A 13786-nucleotide genomic window follows, 5' to 3' on the forward strand; every position below is an offset into this window, starting at 1 on the left:
CCAACCGATGCGCCTAATTCCCTAAGCGCAACAGCCTGCCCATGTCCTCAGATTTATCCCGAACCGATCACCCTCGCGAACCACCAGTCCGTCACCAACAACCGCCTCAGCAGCGCCGGTGAAGGGGTATTTACGTTTGCGGACCGGGGGCCGCAACCCCTTTCGAGCATGAAACATGAACTTTTTTCGACATTCAGCACAACCGATTGAAATATATATTTACTTTCGGCAGGAGCGCTTTGGGGGACGCACAGACAGGGGGCTTCCCAAGGGTCACTGCTGTGTTTCGAAGAGTAGAGACATAGGAATCCGGAGTTCTCCACCGAGTCGTCCACAGAATCCTGTCGCTCGGCCCGGAATCGCGGCCCGGGCGCTACTCGATTGAACCGGTACGAAGCCGAAGGCAGCGGTCAAAGTTCGACTCATGCGAGAAAGTTGAGGAATGCAGGGAGCGGTGACGCATCCGCACCGAACAGACATTTGGCAGCACTTGGGCTCTCAGGTCGCGGGCGCGCGCTGCCGCTGCCTCGGGCGCCGCAGCCGCAGCGCCAGCAAGGCTAGGACGCCTGCCAGGTAGACAAGCGGCTCGATCTGCCAGCCCTTCACCAGCATCACGAAATGCACTGCTCCGAGTGGCACCACCAGATAGGTCAGTCGATGGAGGCGGCGCCAGCGGACCGGGCCGAGTCGGCGCAGCGCCCAGTTGTTGGAGGTCACCGCCAACGGCACCATGAGCAGGAACGCGGCCATGCCGATTGTGATGTAGGGTCGCTTGAGGATGTCGGCCCACATCAGCGCGAGGATCTGCACGTCGAGGAACAGCCAGACTAGCAGGTGCACGGATATGTAGTAGAAGCCCATGAGCCCGATGGCGCGTCGGAACTTCACCAGTCGAAGGCCCGCGTAGCGCATCAGCGGCGTCACCGCGAGCGCGGCGATGAGCCACCAGAGCCCCCAGAGGCCGAGCTGGTGTTCGATCGACTTGACCGGGTCGACGCCGAGCCCGCCCGTGAGCCCCGACCAGAAGAGCCAGACCACCGGCAGCGCGCCGAGCGGGTAGAGCGGCCACGTGGGCACATTCCGAAGCATGCCGTTGATACGGTCCATCATGCGCAACACCCCTCGCCCGCCTGAACCGGCGGGCAGGGAATGTCTGCGTAGGAACAGAAGACGCAGCAATCGCCCGGCCTGGGCCTGAGCAATGCGTGGCAGCTCCGGCACTCGTAGAACCACTGGCAGGCATCCGTCGGCATCTGCTCGACGGCGGTGGCGCCGCATTCCGGGCAGGTGATCGTGGCGTTCCGTTCAACCATGGATCAGTAGTATTTCTTGAGATCCATGCCGGAATAGAGCCCGGCCACCTCGTCATATCCGTTGAACATCTTTGTCGGCACCCGTTTGGCAAGGAATCCCGAGCCGATCACCCGTTCGGTCGCCTGGCTCCAGCGCGGGTGGTCCACCTCCGGGTTGACGTTCGAGTAGAAACCGTATTCTCGCGCATTTGCCTTGTTCCAGCTTGTCGGCGGCTCCTCCGCAGTGAGCGTGATCCGCACGATCGACTTGATCGACTTGAAGCCGTATTTCCACGGCACCACGAGGCGGATGGGCGCACCGTTCTGCTTCGGCAGCGGCTCGTCGTACACCCCGGTGGCGAGGATGGTCAGCGGATGCATCGCCTCGTCGAGCCGCAGCCCCTCGACATAGGGCCAGTCGAGCACCGGTGAGCGCACTCCCGGCATCTCGTCAGGGCGAAGCGCGGTCTCAAAGGCCACGTATTTTGCCGAGGGCTGCACGCCGACGCGCTCCAGAAGGTCGGCCAGTTCGAAGCCCGCCCAGGGGATCACCATCGACCAACCCTCGACGCAACGAAGCCGATAGATCCGCTCCTCCAGCGTCGCGTTCTTCAGGATCTCGTCCATCGTCCAGGTGCCCGGCTTCTCGACAAGCCCGTCGATCTCGACCTGCCATCCTTCGGTCGTCAGAGTGTGCGCGTTGCGCGCCGGGTCATCCTTGCCCGTACCGAACTCGTAGTAGTTATTGTAGCTGGTGATATGCTCCAGCGGGTTCGGTTCGGCATCCGTCGAATAGTCCGAGGCGACCGCCCCAAGGCCGGCCAGCGCCGGCCCTGCAAGGCCGCCGGCCATGAGCGCACCCGCGGCGGACATGATCTGCCGCCGGGTTTGCCAGGCGGCTTTCGGTGTCACGTCGGACCAGTTGAGATCGTTCTTCCAGCGTCCAGCCATGCGTTCCCTCCAAATTCTCCAACCTAGATAGCGCAAATCATGCGCGGGCGTGCAACCTGACATCAATTTTCACGCAATCGTTGAAAGACGTCAGCGCACCGGACGGGTCGCGGTCCGGGCGCCAGGATAGCGCAAGTCGGGGCGCGGAAGGTCACCGGCTCTCAACAAATGGTGAATTGAAATCCTCAACGCCTGCGGCTTAGCGCGCGCACCGCCCGCGTCCAGATCATTCTTCGAAAAATCCGCCACATCCACGTCGAGCCCCGTGACGTAAATCCTCCAACGTCCGAGAGGGGCGTGAACATCGAGACACAAGGAGACACAGCTATGATCCGCAGAACTTTCGTTGCCCTCGCTGCCGCCGCCACCCTGGCCGCCGGCTCCGCCGCATTCGCCGACAACCACGGCATGAAGAAGGACATCGTCGACACGGCCGTCGACGCCGGCAGCTTCCAGACCCTCGTCGCCGCCGTCACTGCCGCCGGCCTCGTCGACACTCTGAAGGGTGATGGACCCTTCACCGTCTTCGCGCCCACTGACGCTGCCTTTGCCGACCTGCCGGACGGCACGGTCGAATCGCTGCTGATGCCGGAGAACAAGGACCAACTGGTCTCGATTCTTACGTATCATGTCGTCCCCGCCAAGGTGATGTCGGGCGAGCTGGCCGGTCAGACCGTTTCCGCCAAGACCGTCAATGGCGGTGAACTCATGGTCGATGGCCGCAAGGGCGTGATGGTTAACGATGCCGAAGTGACCCAGGCCGACATCGTGGCTTCCAACGGCGTCATCCATGTCGTCGACAAGGTGATCCTGCCCGAAAGCTGATCCCTGACGCCGGGAGGGCGCGGCCAATGTCGCGCCTTCCGCTAGACTGGCACATCAGCCGAACACGGTCCGGCCCGTCCGCGCATCAACTCACGCGCGGACGGGCCTTTGCATGAGTCGCCAAAGAAGTCCTGCCGGGCGATGCAAGAGCCCCTGAGCATCCGCACCAAATCCTCGGAAGCCCTCGGCCCCACGCGGTAGCAGCGACAGACGGAGCGATCCTCTCCGAATCGTTGACGCGCTTGCCTCCGGCGGCGCATCCGGGCATTCAGGAGCCAAACGAGACAGCACCAGAGGGGAACACCAATGCTGAAAGGGCTCGGCAATCTCGGCGACATGGCCAAGATGATGAAGAAGGCGCAGGAGATGCAGGGCAAGATGGCCGCGCTCCAGAGCGAGCTTGAGAATACCGTGGTCATCGGCGAGAGCGGCGCAGGTTTGGTGCGCGCGCGGGCCACGGCAAAGGGAGAGCTGACCGGGCTCGAGATCGACCCGTCGATCTTCAATCCGGACGAGAAGGAGGTCGTCGAAGACCTGATCCTCGCCGCGATCAAGGATGCCCAGGGCAAGGCGTCGGCGAAATCCAAGGAAGAGATGGAGAAGCTCACCTCCGAGCTGGGCCTGCCGGCCGGCATGGACATCCCCGGCCTCTGATGGCGGAGCCGCCGCGCGACATCGAGGACCTGATCGACCTGATGGCCCGCCTGCCCGGCCTCGGGCCGCGGTCGGCGCGTCGCGCGGTTTTACAACTGATCAAGAAGCGCGGCCAGCTGCTCCTGCCGCTCGGCGAGGCGATGCAGCGGGTCGCCGTCTCGGCGCGCGAATGCGTCGTCTGCGGCAATATCGGAACGGGCGAGACCTGCGCGATCTGCGCTTCGCCCAAACGCTCGACGGGCGAGATCTGCGTCGTCGAGGATGTCGCCGATCTCTGGGCGATGGAACGCGCCGCAGTCTTCGGCGGCCGCTACCATGTACTCGGCGGCACGCTCTCGGCGCTCGATTCCATCGGACCGGAGGAACTCGGCATCCCCCGGCTCGTGGCGCGCGTGGGTGACGAAGGCATCCGCGAGGTGATCCTGGCGCTCAATGCCACGGTCGATGGCCTGACCACGGCGCATTACATCGCCGAGGCGCTTGAGCCTCTCGGCGTCACCGTCACTTCGTTGGCACAGGGCGTACCGGTCGGCGGTGAACTCGACTATCTCGACGACGGCACGATCACGGCCGCGCTCAAGGCACGCAAGGCGCTCTAGCCGGGCGGGCGGATCGCCAGCACCGAATGGCTCTCGCCCTCGAAGAGCGGCGCAAGCCGCGCGCAGGGCGGTTGCGGCAGCTTATCCTTCGCCACAAGCACATGGCTGATCTCGTAGAGCGCCAGTACCTCGTCAAGTGCGCCACATTGGAGCGGCCCATCGGACGGGAATACCCGTTCTGCGAGGCGCAGCCGGTGGTCCCATTCGATCACCTCGGTATCGAGATAGGGATGGGTCTTGCGGGTCACGAATTGCGCGACCATCGCATCGAGGCGGAAATCGGCCATGTCCGGCGAAGTCAGGTAGATGTCCCCCGGCGAATAATTTTCGTGCGCGAACCGAATGTGATCGGGGAATTGTGCCCCGGCGAAGTCGCGCCACTTGATCGCCATTCCTCCGGCCGCAGCCAAACCGGCCCAGCCAAAGGCCAGCGCCGCGAGGCCCGCGACCAGCCTGCGGTCGCGGACCCGGTCAAGGATCCGCTCCAGGACCCAGCCGAGCAGGATCGCGTCCGCAACCGGCACAATGACGATCGAGGCACGCCACGGGGCCATGAGGGCGATCTCGGCATTGCCGGTCAGCGCGACATAGCCCGCCCCGCCCAGGGCGACAGCGAGCAGCGCGAAGAGCAACACCCGCGTCAGCCGGTTCGGCGCAACGGCCAGCGCGGCCAGCGCGATCCCAAGCTTGCGCAGCGCGTCGAAGTCGGCCCATAGCCGCGGATCGGAGTGATGCGGGATGCGCTCGAAGGCCAGAATGTCATTGGCCCGGGCGAAGCTTTCCGGATCTGTCGGCGCGAAGCGAAGCGCGAGATCGACCGGAGGCAGAACGAGCAGCGCAAGGGCTAGTGCGAGGAACAACAGCGGAAGTTGCGCGCCGGCCCGTCGGCGATCCCACAGGATGGCTGCGATGCCGATGGCCGAGATCAGGATATAGGCCGGGTGGATCGCCGCCGGAACGGCCATCACGACGAGCGCAACAGGCCGGCGCGCGACGGCCAACAGCAGGGCGGGCAGATACAGAATGCCGAATTCCGATGGCTGGAGGTACCCGTGCATCATGTATTGCTGGGCAACGCCGCGCAGGCTGGTTTCCTGAGGCGGGTGGACCAACGCGACGAGGACCGAAGCCGCGATCAGCAGGAAGACAGGGGAGTCTCGGTGCCTCGGAGCACTCAGGCGGGCAATCTCGAGCAGCGAGAGGCACATGATCGCAAGAAGAGCCGCCTCGATCAGGTAGAAAACCAGCGGGCTCGAGGCGGAGGCAACGGCATGGACCAGCGCACTGAAGACCGGCAGACCGTCGCGCGTCGCTGCGGTCCAGTCGGCGCCGAGCCGCTCGGGAAAGGCCGTCGCGAGCCCGTGCAGGAATTTCGTGTTCTGGTTCTGGAAATAGAGCGGCGCTGTCACGGTGGCGGCGATGAACATGACCACGAGGCCGAGTCGGATGGCGACAAGCGGCACCGGTGCGGCGGCTTTCATCGACACGGCTCCTCAGGGCGCAGCCAATGTCCGGCCGCTTCCAAAGGTAAAGCGATGCATCCCCGGCGACGCAAGGCCGGGGATGCCGCGCTTGAGGCGTTAGGTCGGGACCCGGTCCGGTCGATCAGCGCGTGGCCTCGTCGTCCTCGTCCTCGTCCTCGTCTTCGTCCTCGTCCCGGTCGGGCAGGTTGAAGAAGCTGTCGGCATCGACGATCGGATCCTGGTCGCGATCCTCATCGTCACCGCGCGGATCGCCGCCCAACGTGAAGGTCTCGAGCCCCGAGATTGCCGTGGGGATCCTAGGTTCTGGATCGGCGGCCAGTGACTGTTCGGTCGAGACCAGCTTGCGCCGCTCGTCGTCGCTCATCACCTCGCCCTCGGCGGCCCGCTTCGCAGCTGCCTTCTGCACGGCGGCGTCGAGTTCGGACTGCTTGCACAGGCCGAGCGCCACGGGGTCGATCGGCTGCATGTTGGAGATGTTCCAGTGGGTGCGCTCGCGGATCGACTGGATCGTCGGCTTCGTTGTGCCGACGAGTTTCGAGATCTGCCCGTCGGTCAGCTCGGGATGGAACTTTACGAGCCAGAGGATCGAGTTCGGCCGGTCCTGCCGCTTGGACAACGGCGTGTAGCGCGGTCCGCGGCGCTTCTCCTCGCCGACGGCGGCGGCATTGAACTTCAGCTTCAGCTTGTGCAGAGGGTCTTTCTCGGCCGCGTCGATCTCTTCCTGCGTGAGCTGGTTGTTGGCGATCGGATCGAATCCCTTGACGCCGGCAGCCACGTCGCCATCGGCGATGCCCTGCACTTCGAGCTCGTGCAGGCCGCAGAATTCAGCGATCTGCTTGAAGCTGATCGTCGTGTTGTCGACCAACCAGACGGCGGTCGCCTTTGCCATGATCGGCTTGTTCATGTCTGCCTCCTCAGCAAAATTCTCCCGTGGCCTGGATTGGGCCGCGGCTCCTTTGAGCCGCTATTCCTCGATTTCGGGGATTGGGCCGGATATAAGCCCGGCAGTCGGGAAAGGGAAGTCCAAATGCGCTGGATGGTTGTTTGGGTCGCGCTGGCGGGAGCGGCGTTGGCGGAGGGCGAGAGGGCGGGTGATTTCGATTACTACGTCATGGCGCTGACCTGGACGCCGAATTTCTGCGATCTGGAGGGCGACGCCAAGGGCCGGGACCAATGCGCTCCGGGACAGGGGCATGGCTGGCTTCTGCATGGTCTCTGGCCACAATACGAAACCGGGTGGCCGAGCTATTGCCGAACATCGAAACGTGACCCGTCCCGCGGCCAAACGGCCGGGATGGCCGATATCATGGGGTCGGCGGGCCTTGCGTGGTATGAATGGAAGAAGCACGGGCGCTGTTCCGGACTGTCCTCGGAGGCCTATTTTACGGCCTCCCGGGACGCCTATGAAAGCGTTGTCCGGCCCGAGGTTTTCCGCAAGCTTGACGAAACGGTCGCGCTGCCGGCTTCGGTCGTGGAAGAAGCATGGCTCGAGGCCAATCCTTCGCTCGTGCCTGACATGGTGACGGTGACCTGCAAGGCGGGTCGGATCGCGGAGGCGCGGATATGTCTCACGAAAGCGCTGGAGCCACGCGCCTGCGGTCCCGACGTCGTGAAAGATTGCACGCTCAACGACGCGCTGCTCGCCCCGTTGCGATAACCGCGCGAACGGCGAAAGCTCCTGACAGGATGCTGTCAGGAGGGCTGTGCGAGAAGGATGGGGCAACAGAGCTCGAGAAAGGAAATGCCATGAGCTTCACCCCTGCCAATTTCAACGTCTGGGCAGAAATCCCGGTCAGCAACCTCTCCGCCGGCATGGATTTCTACGCCAAGACCACCGGTGGCAATCTTTTCGAAGTCGAGATGGGCGGCGACACCGTCGCCTTTCTTCAAACCGAAAACCGCGGGACGGGCGTGTCGGCCAACCTCTTCGTCGGTGAACCCGGACCGTCCGACCGCGGGCCGGTGGTCTTTCTCATCGTCGACGGGAGCGTCGAAGAGGCGGCGGCGCGCTGCACCGCGGCCGGCGGCCGCTTGCTCTCCGAGGTCGTGACCATCCCGCCGGGGCGCTTCGTCTACGCCGCCGACCCGGACGGCAACCGCATCGGGCTTTTCGAAGCCGCGAAGGCCGCCTGACATGCGACGGGCCGACCGCCTGTTCCAGATCGTGCAGTATCTGCGCGGCGGTCGGCTCGTCACGGCCCGGCAACTTGCCGAGCGCCTGGAGGTCTCGGAGCGGACGATTTATCGCGACATTGCCGACCTTCAGGCCTCCGGCGTGCCGGTGGAGGGCGAAGCTGGCGTCGGCTACGTTCTCCTTTCTGGTTTCGACCTGCCGCCGCTCATGTTCACTCGTGACGAGATCGTGGCGCTGGTGGCCGGGGCACGGCTCGTGCGCGCCTGGGGCGGCGTGGCGATGGCGCGAGGCGCCGAAGAAGCACTGGTCAAGATATCGGCGGTGCTGCCGGAGGCAGAACGGGCGCGGGCGGCAGCCGTTCAGGTGCATTCCTTTGCGCCGGGGCTGACCGACGAACTGCGCGCGCGGATCGACGCCATCGAGGCGGCGGTGGAACGCCGTGCCGTCCTTGCCGTCAGCTATGTCGACGCCGAGGGAGCGGAAACCGAGCGGCAGCTACGGCCGCTCGGCCTATGGTTCTGGGGCAAGGTATGGACGCTCGTCGCCTGGTGCGAGCTGCGCGAGGATTTCCGCATGTTCCGGCTCGACCGGATCACGACGCTCGCCGAGACCGGCGCTCGTTTCCGGGCCGAACGGGAGAAGAGCCTGAGCGAGTTCTATCGCCGGATGGAGGCGCAGCGCCGCGGTTGAAGTCGCCCGCCGAAGTGGCGGGCGACAGTTCTGTCAGTATCCTTCCGGCTCCGTCTCAAGGACGTCCGCGACGGTTTCAGGCGCGGTCAGTTTCCAGAGAAACGCTCCGAGCGCTGCGCCGATGAGCGGTGCAATCCAGAAGAGCCAGAGCTGCGCGATCGCGGTGCCGCCGCCGAAAAGCGCGACGCCGGTCGAGCGCGCCGGGTTCACCGAGGTGTTCGTCACCGGGATCGAGATCAGGTGAATGAGGGTCAGGCAGAGGCCGATCGCCAGCCCTCCGAAACCTGCCGGCGCCATAGGCGAGGTAGCCCCGAGGATCACCACAAGGAAGATCGCCGTCATCACGATCTCCGTCACCAGCCCGGCGAAAAGCCCATAGCCCTGCGGCGAGGCCGATCCGTAGCCGTTGAGCGCGAAATTCCCGATGGGCGAGAAACCGGCCTGGCCGCTGGCGATGATCCACAGGACAAAGCCCGCCACCACCGCGCCGACAACCTGAGCCGCCCAGTAGGGCAGCAATTCCTTGCTGTCGAACCGGCCGGCCATCATCAGGCCGAGCGACACGGCGGGATTGAAGTGGCCGCCGGAGATGTTACCGAGCGCATAGGCGCCGGTCAGCACGGTCAGGCCGAAGGCGAGGGAAACGCCGAGATAGCCGATCCCCACATCCGGGACCCCGGCAGCGAGAACCGCGCTGCCACAACCACCGAGAACCAGCCAGAAGGTGCCGAGGAATTCCGCGATAAGTTTCTTGGACATGTCGATTTTCCATGAGCAAGACGAAAGAATCCGGAGCCGCCGCCGAAGTATCCGTGAACGGCGCCCGTGGAGATCTTATGGATCCCCGACGATCCTCGGCGAAGACGTTTTTTGTTTCCGTCTATGAAACTTTCAGGACGATCTTGCCGATATGGCCCGAGCTTTCCATGTGCGCATGGGCGGCGGCGGCCTCTTCCAGCGGAAACTCGGAATCGATGACCGGCGCGATCCGGCCAGCGTCAAGCAGGGGCCAGACCTGCGATCCGAGCGCCTCGGCGATCCGCGCCTTGGCAAGGTCCGATTGCGGACGCAGCGTCGAGCCGGTGATGGTGAGCCGGCGCATCATGACCTGCGCGAAATTCAGCTCGACCTTCGATCCCTTGAGAAAGGCGATCTGCACCAGCCGTCCCTCGTCGGCCAGCGCCTTCACATTGCGCGGAAGGTAGTCGCCGCCAACCATGTCGAGGATCAGGTCCGCGCCACCTTCGGCCTGCAGGATCTCGACAAAATCCTCCTCGCGGTAATTAATCGCCCGCTCCGCACCGAGCCGCGCGCACGCAGCGCATTTCTCCGGCGAGCCGGCGGTGGCAAAAACGCGCGCGCCGAAGGCATTTGCCAGCTGGATCGCGGTAGTGCCGATGCCGGACGATCCGCCATGCACAAGGAAGATCTCGCCCGCGCGGAGCCCGCCGCGCTCAAAGACATTGGACCAGGTGGTGAAGAAAGTTTCCGGCAGGCAGGCCGCCATGCGCAGGTCCATGCCGGCGGGCACCGGCAGCGCATGGGCGGCGGGCGTGGTGACATAGCCTGCATAGCCACCGCCCGGCAGCAGCGCACAGACAAGGTCGCCGGGTTTCCACCGGGCGACACCTGGCCCCACCGCCACGACCTCGCCCGCGGATTCCAGCCCCGGCAGGTCGCTGGCCTGCGGCGGCGCCTTGTAGAGCCCTGCACGCTGCAACGCATCCGGCCGGTTGACCCCGACCCAGGCGTTGCGGATCAGGATTTCGCCATGGCCGGGTCGTGGCAGCGGACGTTCCGCAGGCTTCAGAACCTCCGGCCCGCCGGGTTCGGTGATCTCGATGACGCGCATGGTTTCGGGAAGGGACATGTCGGGCTCCTTTCGGTTGGCCCGATCTTTGCCCTCTCCACGCGGCGGGTGCAATCGCGCGGGCGGTAGCTACGCGCCCGGCCAGCGGCCGGGGAAGGCCTCCTCGCCGCGCTTCGGCGCGCGAACCTGACCTGCAAGCCAGTTCGGGCCGGCAAAGATCAGCTTCATGACCGGATTGCCGGTAATCCTGGCGCGGACGCGCTCCAGGTTCATCACGTCGTCGACGCGGGAGTCGAGGAACTCCCAGCTGCGCGCATGTCCCTCGCTCTCGTCGCCGAGCCAATAGAGCAGTGTCGCCGAATAGACCCCCGCGAGCGAGGCGCGCTTGGTGTACCAGTTGATGTCGTCGGCCTCGTCGCCGAGCGCGGTCCAGATCCGGTCGGCCGTGTCCCAGATGGCACGGGCGCCGTCGAGGGCGTTTCCGGGCAGCGCGAAGAACGTCGTGGCCCGGCGCGCTGCCTCGCGATCCTCGATCGCCTCGATGCGGAAACGGATGGCCATGGCGATCCGGTCGCGCAGGCGCAGGGTGGGCAGGTCTTCCCGCTCGAGACGCCGCAGCATCTCGGCATCGCCGCGCGCGTGATAGGCCAGCGCGAGGTCCAACGCGCCGCGCGGAAAGAGGATGCGCGCCTCCGCAGGATCAATCCCGGCATCCCGGCAGGCGGCGGCGAAGGTCCCGTCGCTCCAGCCGTCGAAGGAGACGTGGACGAGCGCGGCGTCCAGCAGCGTCGACATCCGTGCGGCCCGCGTGTCTTTTTCGGTCATGAAAGCCTCTCGCAGTGGGGATTCGTTACGGGCACGGTAGACAGGGCAGCTATGCTTTGCTATAGGGGCCGCTCCTGCAGCCAATGCAACTCTAACAGGAAAGGTGGTGACAACCACATGCAGGTCAGTGTTCGCGACAACAACGTCGATCAGGCGCTCCGCGCTCTGAAGAAGAAGCTGCAACGGGAAGGCGTTTTCCGTGAGATGAAGCTCAAGCAGCACTTCGAGAAGCCTTCCGAGAAGAAGGCGCGCGAGAAAGCCGAGGCGATTCGCCGTGCACGCAAGCTGGCGCGCAAGAAAGCGCAGCGCGAAGGGCTCCTCTGAGATCGGAAGCGAGACCCACGGCGCCGTCTTGAGGCGCATCAAAGATCGACTTGGCGGACGCCAGTCACGAGGCCCCCGGCGTACACTCCGGGGGTTTTCTTTTTTTGCGGGAGCAATGCTGACCGGTCCCGGCTGCCCGCAAATTTTTTTTGCACATGCACCTGGGACGCGGTCGCGCCGGACGCCTTTCGCAGAACCGCTTTCCTCCCGCCACACGGCACTCGGGCCTTCCCTCAAGCGCAGCGAATGCCTACCTCTGGGCCAAACGAAAGGATGCGCCATGAATGAGCATAGCCCCATGACCCGCGACCTGTCCGCGTTCCCGATCACCGCGCGCTGGCCGGCCGAGCACCCCGACCGCATCCAGCTCTATTCCTTCCCCACGCCGAACGGCCTGAAGATCTCCATCGCCCTCGAGGAACTCGGCCTGCCCTATGAGGCGCACCGCGTCACGTTGAAGCCTGAGGACGTGAAGAGCCCGGAATTCGTGTCGCTCAATCCGAATGGCAAGATCCCCGCGATCATCGACCCAAACGGCCCGGACGGTGCGCCGATCGGGCTCTTCGAGAGCGGGGCGATTCTGCTCTACCTCGCCGAAAAAACCGGCAAGCTCCTCGGCGACACGCCGCGGGACCGGCACATCATCACCCAATGGCTGATGTTCCAGATGAGCGGGATCGGACCGATGTTCGGGCAGTTCGGCTTCTTCTTTGCGTTCGGCGGGCGGGACGTCACGGATCCCTTGCCGCTCGAGCGCTATCGCGCCGAGACATTGCGGCTTCTGCAGGTGCTCGAGACCCGGCTCTCAGGTCGTGAATGGATCGCCGACACGTTCTCCATCGCCGACATCGCGATGGCTCCCTGGCTGCGGACCCTGGAGGTCGGTTACCATGCCTGTGGCGATATCCGGTGTGAGGATTATCCCAGCGTCTTCGCCTTCCGCGAGAGGTTCCTCGCCCGCCCGGCGGTGCAGCGCGGGCTACTGGTGCCGCCGCGGGACTGATTGGATCCCAGCACTCCGGCAGGGCGGCCGGCGCTCAGGCTGTGCCGGCGCTGTTCTGGATGGCGGCCTCGACAAGGCGGCCCCGCTGCGCAGATGACGCTCCCAGCGTTCCGTCCGGGGCCGCTCGCCCGGCATCCTGAAGTTCATCAATGAACGAAATGAACTCCTCCCAGGCTTCAGTGGGATCTCCTGAACGCCGGGCGAAGTTGAGCTGTGCGTCGGCGATTGCGCGCAGGTTGCACTTTCGGGTCCCGTCAAACGCGATGTCGGCTCCGGGATGCTCCGACATGGCGTCCTGGAGATAGGAATGAAACCGTTCGCCCATCGTCCAGAGCTTCATGAGGTCCTTGAAGTCGCACGCGCCGGAGGCATGCAACCGATCTGCCAGCTCGTCCACCTCGCGGGGCGAGATGGCATCGAGATCATAATCCGCCATGATCTCCCGCACCCGGTACGATCCGTCGGACGACCGATCGTTTGGCGAGAACGATGCGGCGGGTTTCTGGGGCTCCGCCGCGCCGGACCGGCCAACGGCTTGAGCGACGGCTGAAGCGACGGATGCGGTGGCGGTCATGCCGGACAACTCCCTTCCGATTCTGTCCGGCACCGTCCTAGGGAGAAAGCCTGAAGAAGAGCTGAAGCTCCGCGAGGCGCCGAGACCGATTGCCCGGCCCGCTCCGTTCGATCCCGCAGCACGACGCATCCCAAACCCGTACCTGCGTCAGCCCGGCAGCGCCCCGGTCAGAACGTAGCGCAGGATCCCGACGACCTGTTCCGGCGTCTCGACCACGGCAAGCGCCGCGGCGTCGACCTCCTTGAGCGCGTGCTGGTGCTCCGCCCCGTGCATCACCACCAGCGATTTGCCGAGCGCGGCGGCATAGCCGGCATCGAAGGCTGCATTCCACTGCCTGTATTTCTCGCCGAAGCGGACCACCACCACATCCGCCAGCCCGATGCCACGCCGCGTCCGGATCGCATTGAGCTTCGCACCCTTGTGGTCGTGCCAGAACTTCGACGGCTCCTCTCCCATGATCACCGCGCCGCAATCGTCGCTCGCGGCGTGGTCGGTGACGGGACTGTCAAAGATGACATCCAACCCCTCCGCCCCTGCCACGATCTGATCCCGCCAGTCGGTGTGAATCTCACCCGACAGATATACCCTAATGGTCATTGTCCCTCCTTCCGGCGCGACGGC

At 64.9% G+C, this 13786-nt stretch carries 19 protein-coding genes; 9 read left to right on the forward strand and 10 right to left on the reverse strand.

All coding sequences use genetic code 11. The annotated features are described in order from the left end of the window. Window positions 1–210: hypothetical protein (locus EU800_RS27265; RefSeq protein ID WP_207209931.1), on the forward strand; the 210-nt coding region annotated here is incomplete at its 5' end. A 288-nt stretch (window positions 211–498) separates the two neighbouring features. Here the strand turns inward: EU800_RS27265 and msrQ are convergent. The 3 genes from msrQ to msrP are packed head-to-tail and all read right to left on the reverse strand — an operon-like array spanning window position 499 to window position 2243. Beyond that, entirely contained in the window at window positions 499–1107 is a 609-nt protein-coding gene (msrQ, locus tag EU800_RS17065; RefSeq protein WP_129634308.1) for a protein-methionine-sulfoxide reductase heme-binding subunit MsrQ, read from the reverse strand. Beyond that, window positions 1107–1313, reverse strand: coding sequence for a GDCCVxC domain-containing (seleno)protein (locus EU800_RS17070; RefSeq protein WP_129634237.1), 207 nt, complete (start codon window positions 1311–1313; stop codon window positions 1107–1109). The genes msrQ and EU800_RS17070 overlap by 1 nt, the downstream gene beginning before the upstream one ends. A gap of 3 nt (window positions 1314–1316) precedes the next feature. Then, on the reverse strand, window positions 1317–2243 hold the full coding sequence (msrP, locus tag EU800_RS17075) for a protein-methionine-sulfoxide reductase catalytic subunit MsrP (protein WP_129634238.1): 927 nt from the start codon (window positions 2241–2243) through the stop codon (window positions 1317–1319). 327 nt (window positions 2244–2570) lie between these two features. On the opposite strand from msrP, the gene EU800_RS17080 reads away from it, so the two are divergent. The 3 genes from EU800_RS17080 to recR all read left to right on the forward strand — a co-directional run bounded on the left by EU800_RS17080 (window position 2571) and on the right by recR (window position 4321). Beyond that, the gene (locus EU800_RS17080) at window positions 2571–3068 is read left to right on the forward strand and encodes a fasciclin domain-containing protein (protein WP_129634239.1); all 498 of its coding nucleotides are present in this window, start codon (window positions 2571–2573) and stop codon (window positions 3066–3068) included. A gap of 306 nt (window positions 3069–3374) precedes the next feature. Beyond that, entirely contained in the window at window positions 3375–3722 is a 348-nt protein-coding gene (locus tag EU800_RS17085; protein ID WP_129634240.1) for a YbaB/EbfC family nucleoid-associated protein, read from the forward strand. After that, entirely contained in the window at window positions 3722–4321 is a 600-nt protein-coding gene (recR, locus tag EU800_RS17090) for a recombination mediator RecR (protein WP_129634241.1), read from the forward strand. Before EU800_RS17085 ends, recR begins: the two co-directional genes overlap by 1 nt. Here the strand turns inward: recR and EU800_RS17095 are convergent. Next, window positions 4318–5802 (reverse strand): DUF6798 domain-containing protein, encoded by a 1485-nt coding sequence (locus EU800_RS17095; protein ID WP_129634242.1) that lies wholly within the window; start codon window positions 5800–5802, stop codon window positions 4318–4320. The two genes, recR and EU800_RS17095, sit on opposite strands and share 4 nt — an antisense overlap. A gap of 124 nt (window positions 5803–5926) precedes the next feature. Beyond that, window positions 5927–6709, reverse strand: a complete 783-nt coding sequence (locus EU800_RS17100) for a DUF1013 domain-containing protein (RefSeq protein WP_129634243.1) — start codon at window positions 6707–6709, stop codon at window positions 5927–5929. Window positions 6710–6832: 123 nt separating this feature from the next. On the opposite strand from EU800_RS17100, the gene EU800_RS17105 reads away from it, so the two are divergent. The 3 genes from EU800_RS17105 to EU800_RS17115 all read left to right on the forward strand — a co-directional run bounded on the left by EU800_RS17105 (window position 6833) and on the right by EU800_RS17115 (window position 8629). Beyond that, window positions 6833–7462 (forward strand): ribonuclease T2, encoded by a 630-nt coding sequence (locus EU800_RS17105; RefSeq protein ID WP_129634244.1) that lies wholly within the window; start codon window positions 6833–6835, stop codon window positions 7460–7462. An 89-nt stretch (window positions 7463–7551) separates the two neighbouring features. Beyond that, entirely contained in the window at window positions 7552–7938 is a 387-nt protein-coding gene (locus EU800_RS17110; RefSeq protein WP_165354711.1) for a VOC family protein, read from the forward strand. Window position 7939: 1 nt separating this feature from the next. Next, the gene (locus tag EU800_RS17115; protein WP_129634246.1) at window positions 7940–8629 is read left to right on the forward strand and encodes a YafY family protein; all 690 of its coding nucleotides are present in this window, start codon (window positions 7940–7942) and stop codon (window positions 8627–8629) included. A gap of 33 nt (window positions 8630–8662) precedes the next feature. On the opposite strand, the gene aqpZ is transcribed toward EU800_RS17115, so the two are convergent. From aqpZ to EU800_RS17130, 3 genes are all read right to left on the reverse strand, one after another. Then, window positions 8663–9388 (reverse strand): aquaporin Z, encoded by a 726-nt coding sequence (aqpZ, locus tag EU800_RS17120; protein ID WP_129634247.1) that lies wholly within the window; start codon window positions 9386–9388, stop codon window positions 8663–8665. A gap of 121 nt (window positions 9389–9509) precedes the next feature. Continuing rightward, window positions 9510–10499: an NAD(P)H-quinone oxidoreductase gene (locus EU800_RS17125; protein WP_129634248.1), complete on the reverse strand. Its 990-nt coding sequence runs from the start codon at window positions 10497–10499 to the stop codon at window positions 9510–9512. 69 nt (window positions 10500–10568) lie between these two features. Then, window positions 10569–11264 carry a COQ9 family protein gene (locus EU800_RS17130; RefSeq protein ID WP_129634249.1) on the reverse strand — a complete coding sequence of 232 codons (696 nt, stop codon included), beginning with the start codon at window positions 11262–11264 and terminating at the stop codon, window positions 10569–10571. 117 nt (window positions 11265–11381) lie between these two features. Here EU800_RS17130 and rpsU point away from each other — a divergent pair, with 117 nt between their 5' ends. Next, the gene (gene rpsU, locus EU800_RS17135) at window positions 11382–11588 is read left to right on the forward strand and encodes a 30S ribosomal protein S21 (RefSeq protein WP_005614280.1); all 207 of its coding nucleotides are present in this window, start codon (window positions 11382–11384) and stop codon (window positions 11586–11588) included. Window positions 11589–11886: 298 nt separating this feature from the next. Continuing rightward, the gene (locus EU800_RS17140; protein WP_129634250.1) at window positions 11887–12591 is read left to right on the forward strand and encodes a glutathione S-transferase family protein; all 705 of its coding nucleotides are present in this window, start codon (window positions 11887–11889) and stop codon (window positions 12589–12591) included. A 34-nt stretch (window positions 12592–12625) separates the two neighbouring features. On the opposite strand, the gene EU800_RS17145 is transcribed toward EU800_RS17140, so the two are convergent. Continuing rightward, the gene (locus EU800_RS17145; protein ID WP_129634251.1) at window positions 12626–13165 is read right to left on the reverse strand and encodes a hypothetical protein; all 540 of its coding nucleotides are present in this window, start codon (window positions 13163–13165) and stop codon (window positions 12626–12628) included. Window positions 13166–13312: 147 nt separating this feature from the next. Further along, the gene (locus tag EU800_RS17150) at window positions 13313–13762 is read right to left on the reverse strand and encodes a YtoQ family protein (protein ID WP_129634252.1); all 450 of its coding nucleotides are present in this window, start codon (window positions 13760–13762) and stop codon (window positions 13313–13315) included. Between the last annotated feature and the right edge of the window lie 24 nt (window positions 13763–13786).

The organism is Tropicimonas sp. IMCC6043 (genome assembly GCF_004146235.1).
Lineage (GTDB): Bacteria > Pseudomonadota > Alphaproteobacteria > Rhodobacterales > Rhodobacteraceae > Tropicimonas.

Excerpts from the sequence above, each read along its gene's own strand:
- msrP (WP_129634238.1), bottom strand. The coding sequence starts at position 2,243 with ATGGCTGGACGCTGGAAGAACGATCTCAACTGGTCCGACGTGACACCG.
- EU800_RS17130 (WP_129634249.1), bottom strand. The coding sequence starts at position 11,264 with ATGACCGAAAAAGACACGCGGGCCGCACGGATGTCGACGCTGCTGGAC.
- EU800_RS17095 (WP_129634242.1), bottom strand. The coding sequence starts at position 5,802 with ATGAAAGCCGCCGCACCGGTGCCGCTTGTCGCCATCCGACTCGGCCTC.
- rpsU (WP_005614280.1), top strand. The coding sequence starts at position 11,382 with ATGCAGGTCAGTGTTCGCGACAACAACGTCGATCAGGCGCTCCGCGCT.
- EU800_RS17070 (WP_129634237.1), bottom strand. The coding sequence starts at position 1,313 with ATGGTTGAACGGAACGCCACGATCACCTGCCCGGAATGCGGCGCCACC.
- recR (WP_129634241.1), top strand. The coding sequence starts at position 3,722 with ATGGCGGAGCCGCCGCGCGACATCGAGGACCTGATCGACCTGATGGCC.
- EU800_RS17105 (WP_129634244.1), top strand. The coding sequence starts at position 6,833 with ATGCGCTGGATGGTTGTTTGGGTCGCGCTGGCGGGAGCGGCGTTGGCG.
- EU800_RS17080 (WP_129634239.1), top strand. The coding sequence starts at position 2,571 with ATGATCCGCAGAACTTTCGTTGCCCTCGCTGCCGCCGCCACCCTGGCC.
- EU800_RS17145 (WP_129634251.1), bottom strand. The coding sequence starts at position 13,165 with ATGACCGCCACCGCATCCGTCGCTTCAGCCGTCGCTCAAGCCGTTGGC.
- EU800_RS17085 (WP_129634240.1), top strand. The coding sequence starts at position 3,375 with ATGCTGAAAGGGCTCGGCAATCTCGGCGACATGGCCAAGATGATGAAG.
- EU800_RS17115 (WP_129634246.1), top strand. The coding sequence starts at position 7,940 with ATGCGACGGGCCGACCGCCTGTTCCAGATCGTGCAGTATCTGCGCGGC.
- EU800_RS17150 (WP_129634252.1), bottom strand. The coding sequence starts at position 13,762 with ATGACCATTAGGGTATATCTGTCGGGTGAGATTCACACCGACTGGCGG.
- EU800_RS17110 (WP_165354711.1), top strand. The coding sequence starts at position 7,552 with ATGAGCTTCACCCCTGCCAATTTCAACGTCTGGGCAGAAATCCCGGTC.
- msrQ (WP_129634308.1), bottom strand. The coding sequence starts at position 1,107 with ATGGACCGTATCAACGGCATGCTTCGGAATGTGCCCACGTGGCCGCTC.
- EU800_RS17125 (WP_129634248.1), bottom strand. The coding sequence starts at position 10,499 with ATGTCCCTTCCCGAAACCATGCGCGTCATCGAGATCACCGAACCCGGC.
- EU800_RS17140 (WP_129634250.1), top strand. The coding sequence starts at position 11,887 with ATGACCCGCGACCTGTCCGCGTTCCCGATCACCGCGCGCTGGCCGGCC.
- aqpZ (WP_129634247.1), bottom strand. The coding sequence starts at position 9,388 with ATGTCCAAGAAACTTATCGCGGAATTCCTCGGCACCTTCTGGCTGGTT.
- EU800_RS17100 (WP_129634243.1), bottom strand. The coding sequence starts at position 6,709 with ATGAACAAGCCGATCATGGCAAAGGCGACCGCCGTCTGGTTGGTCGAC.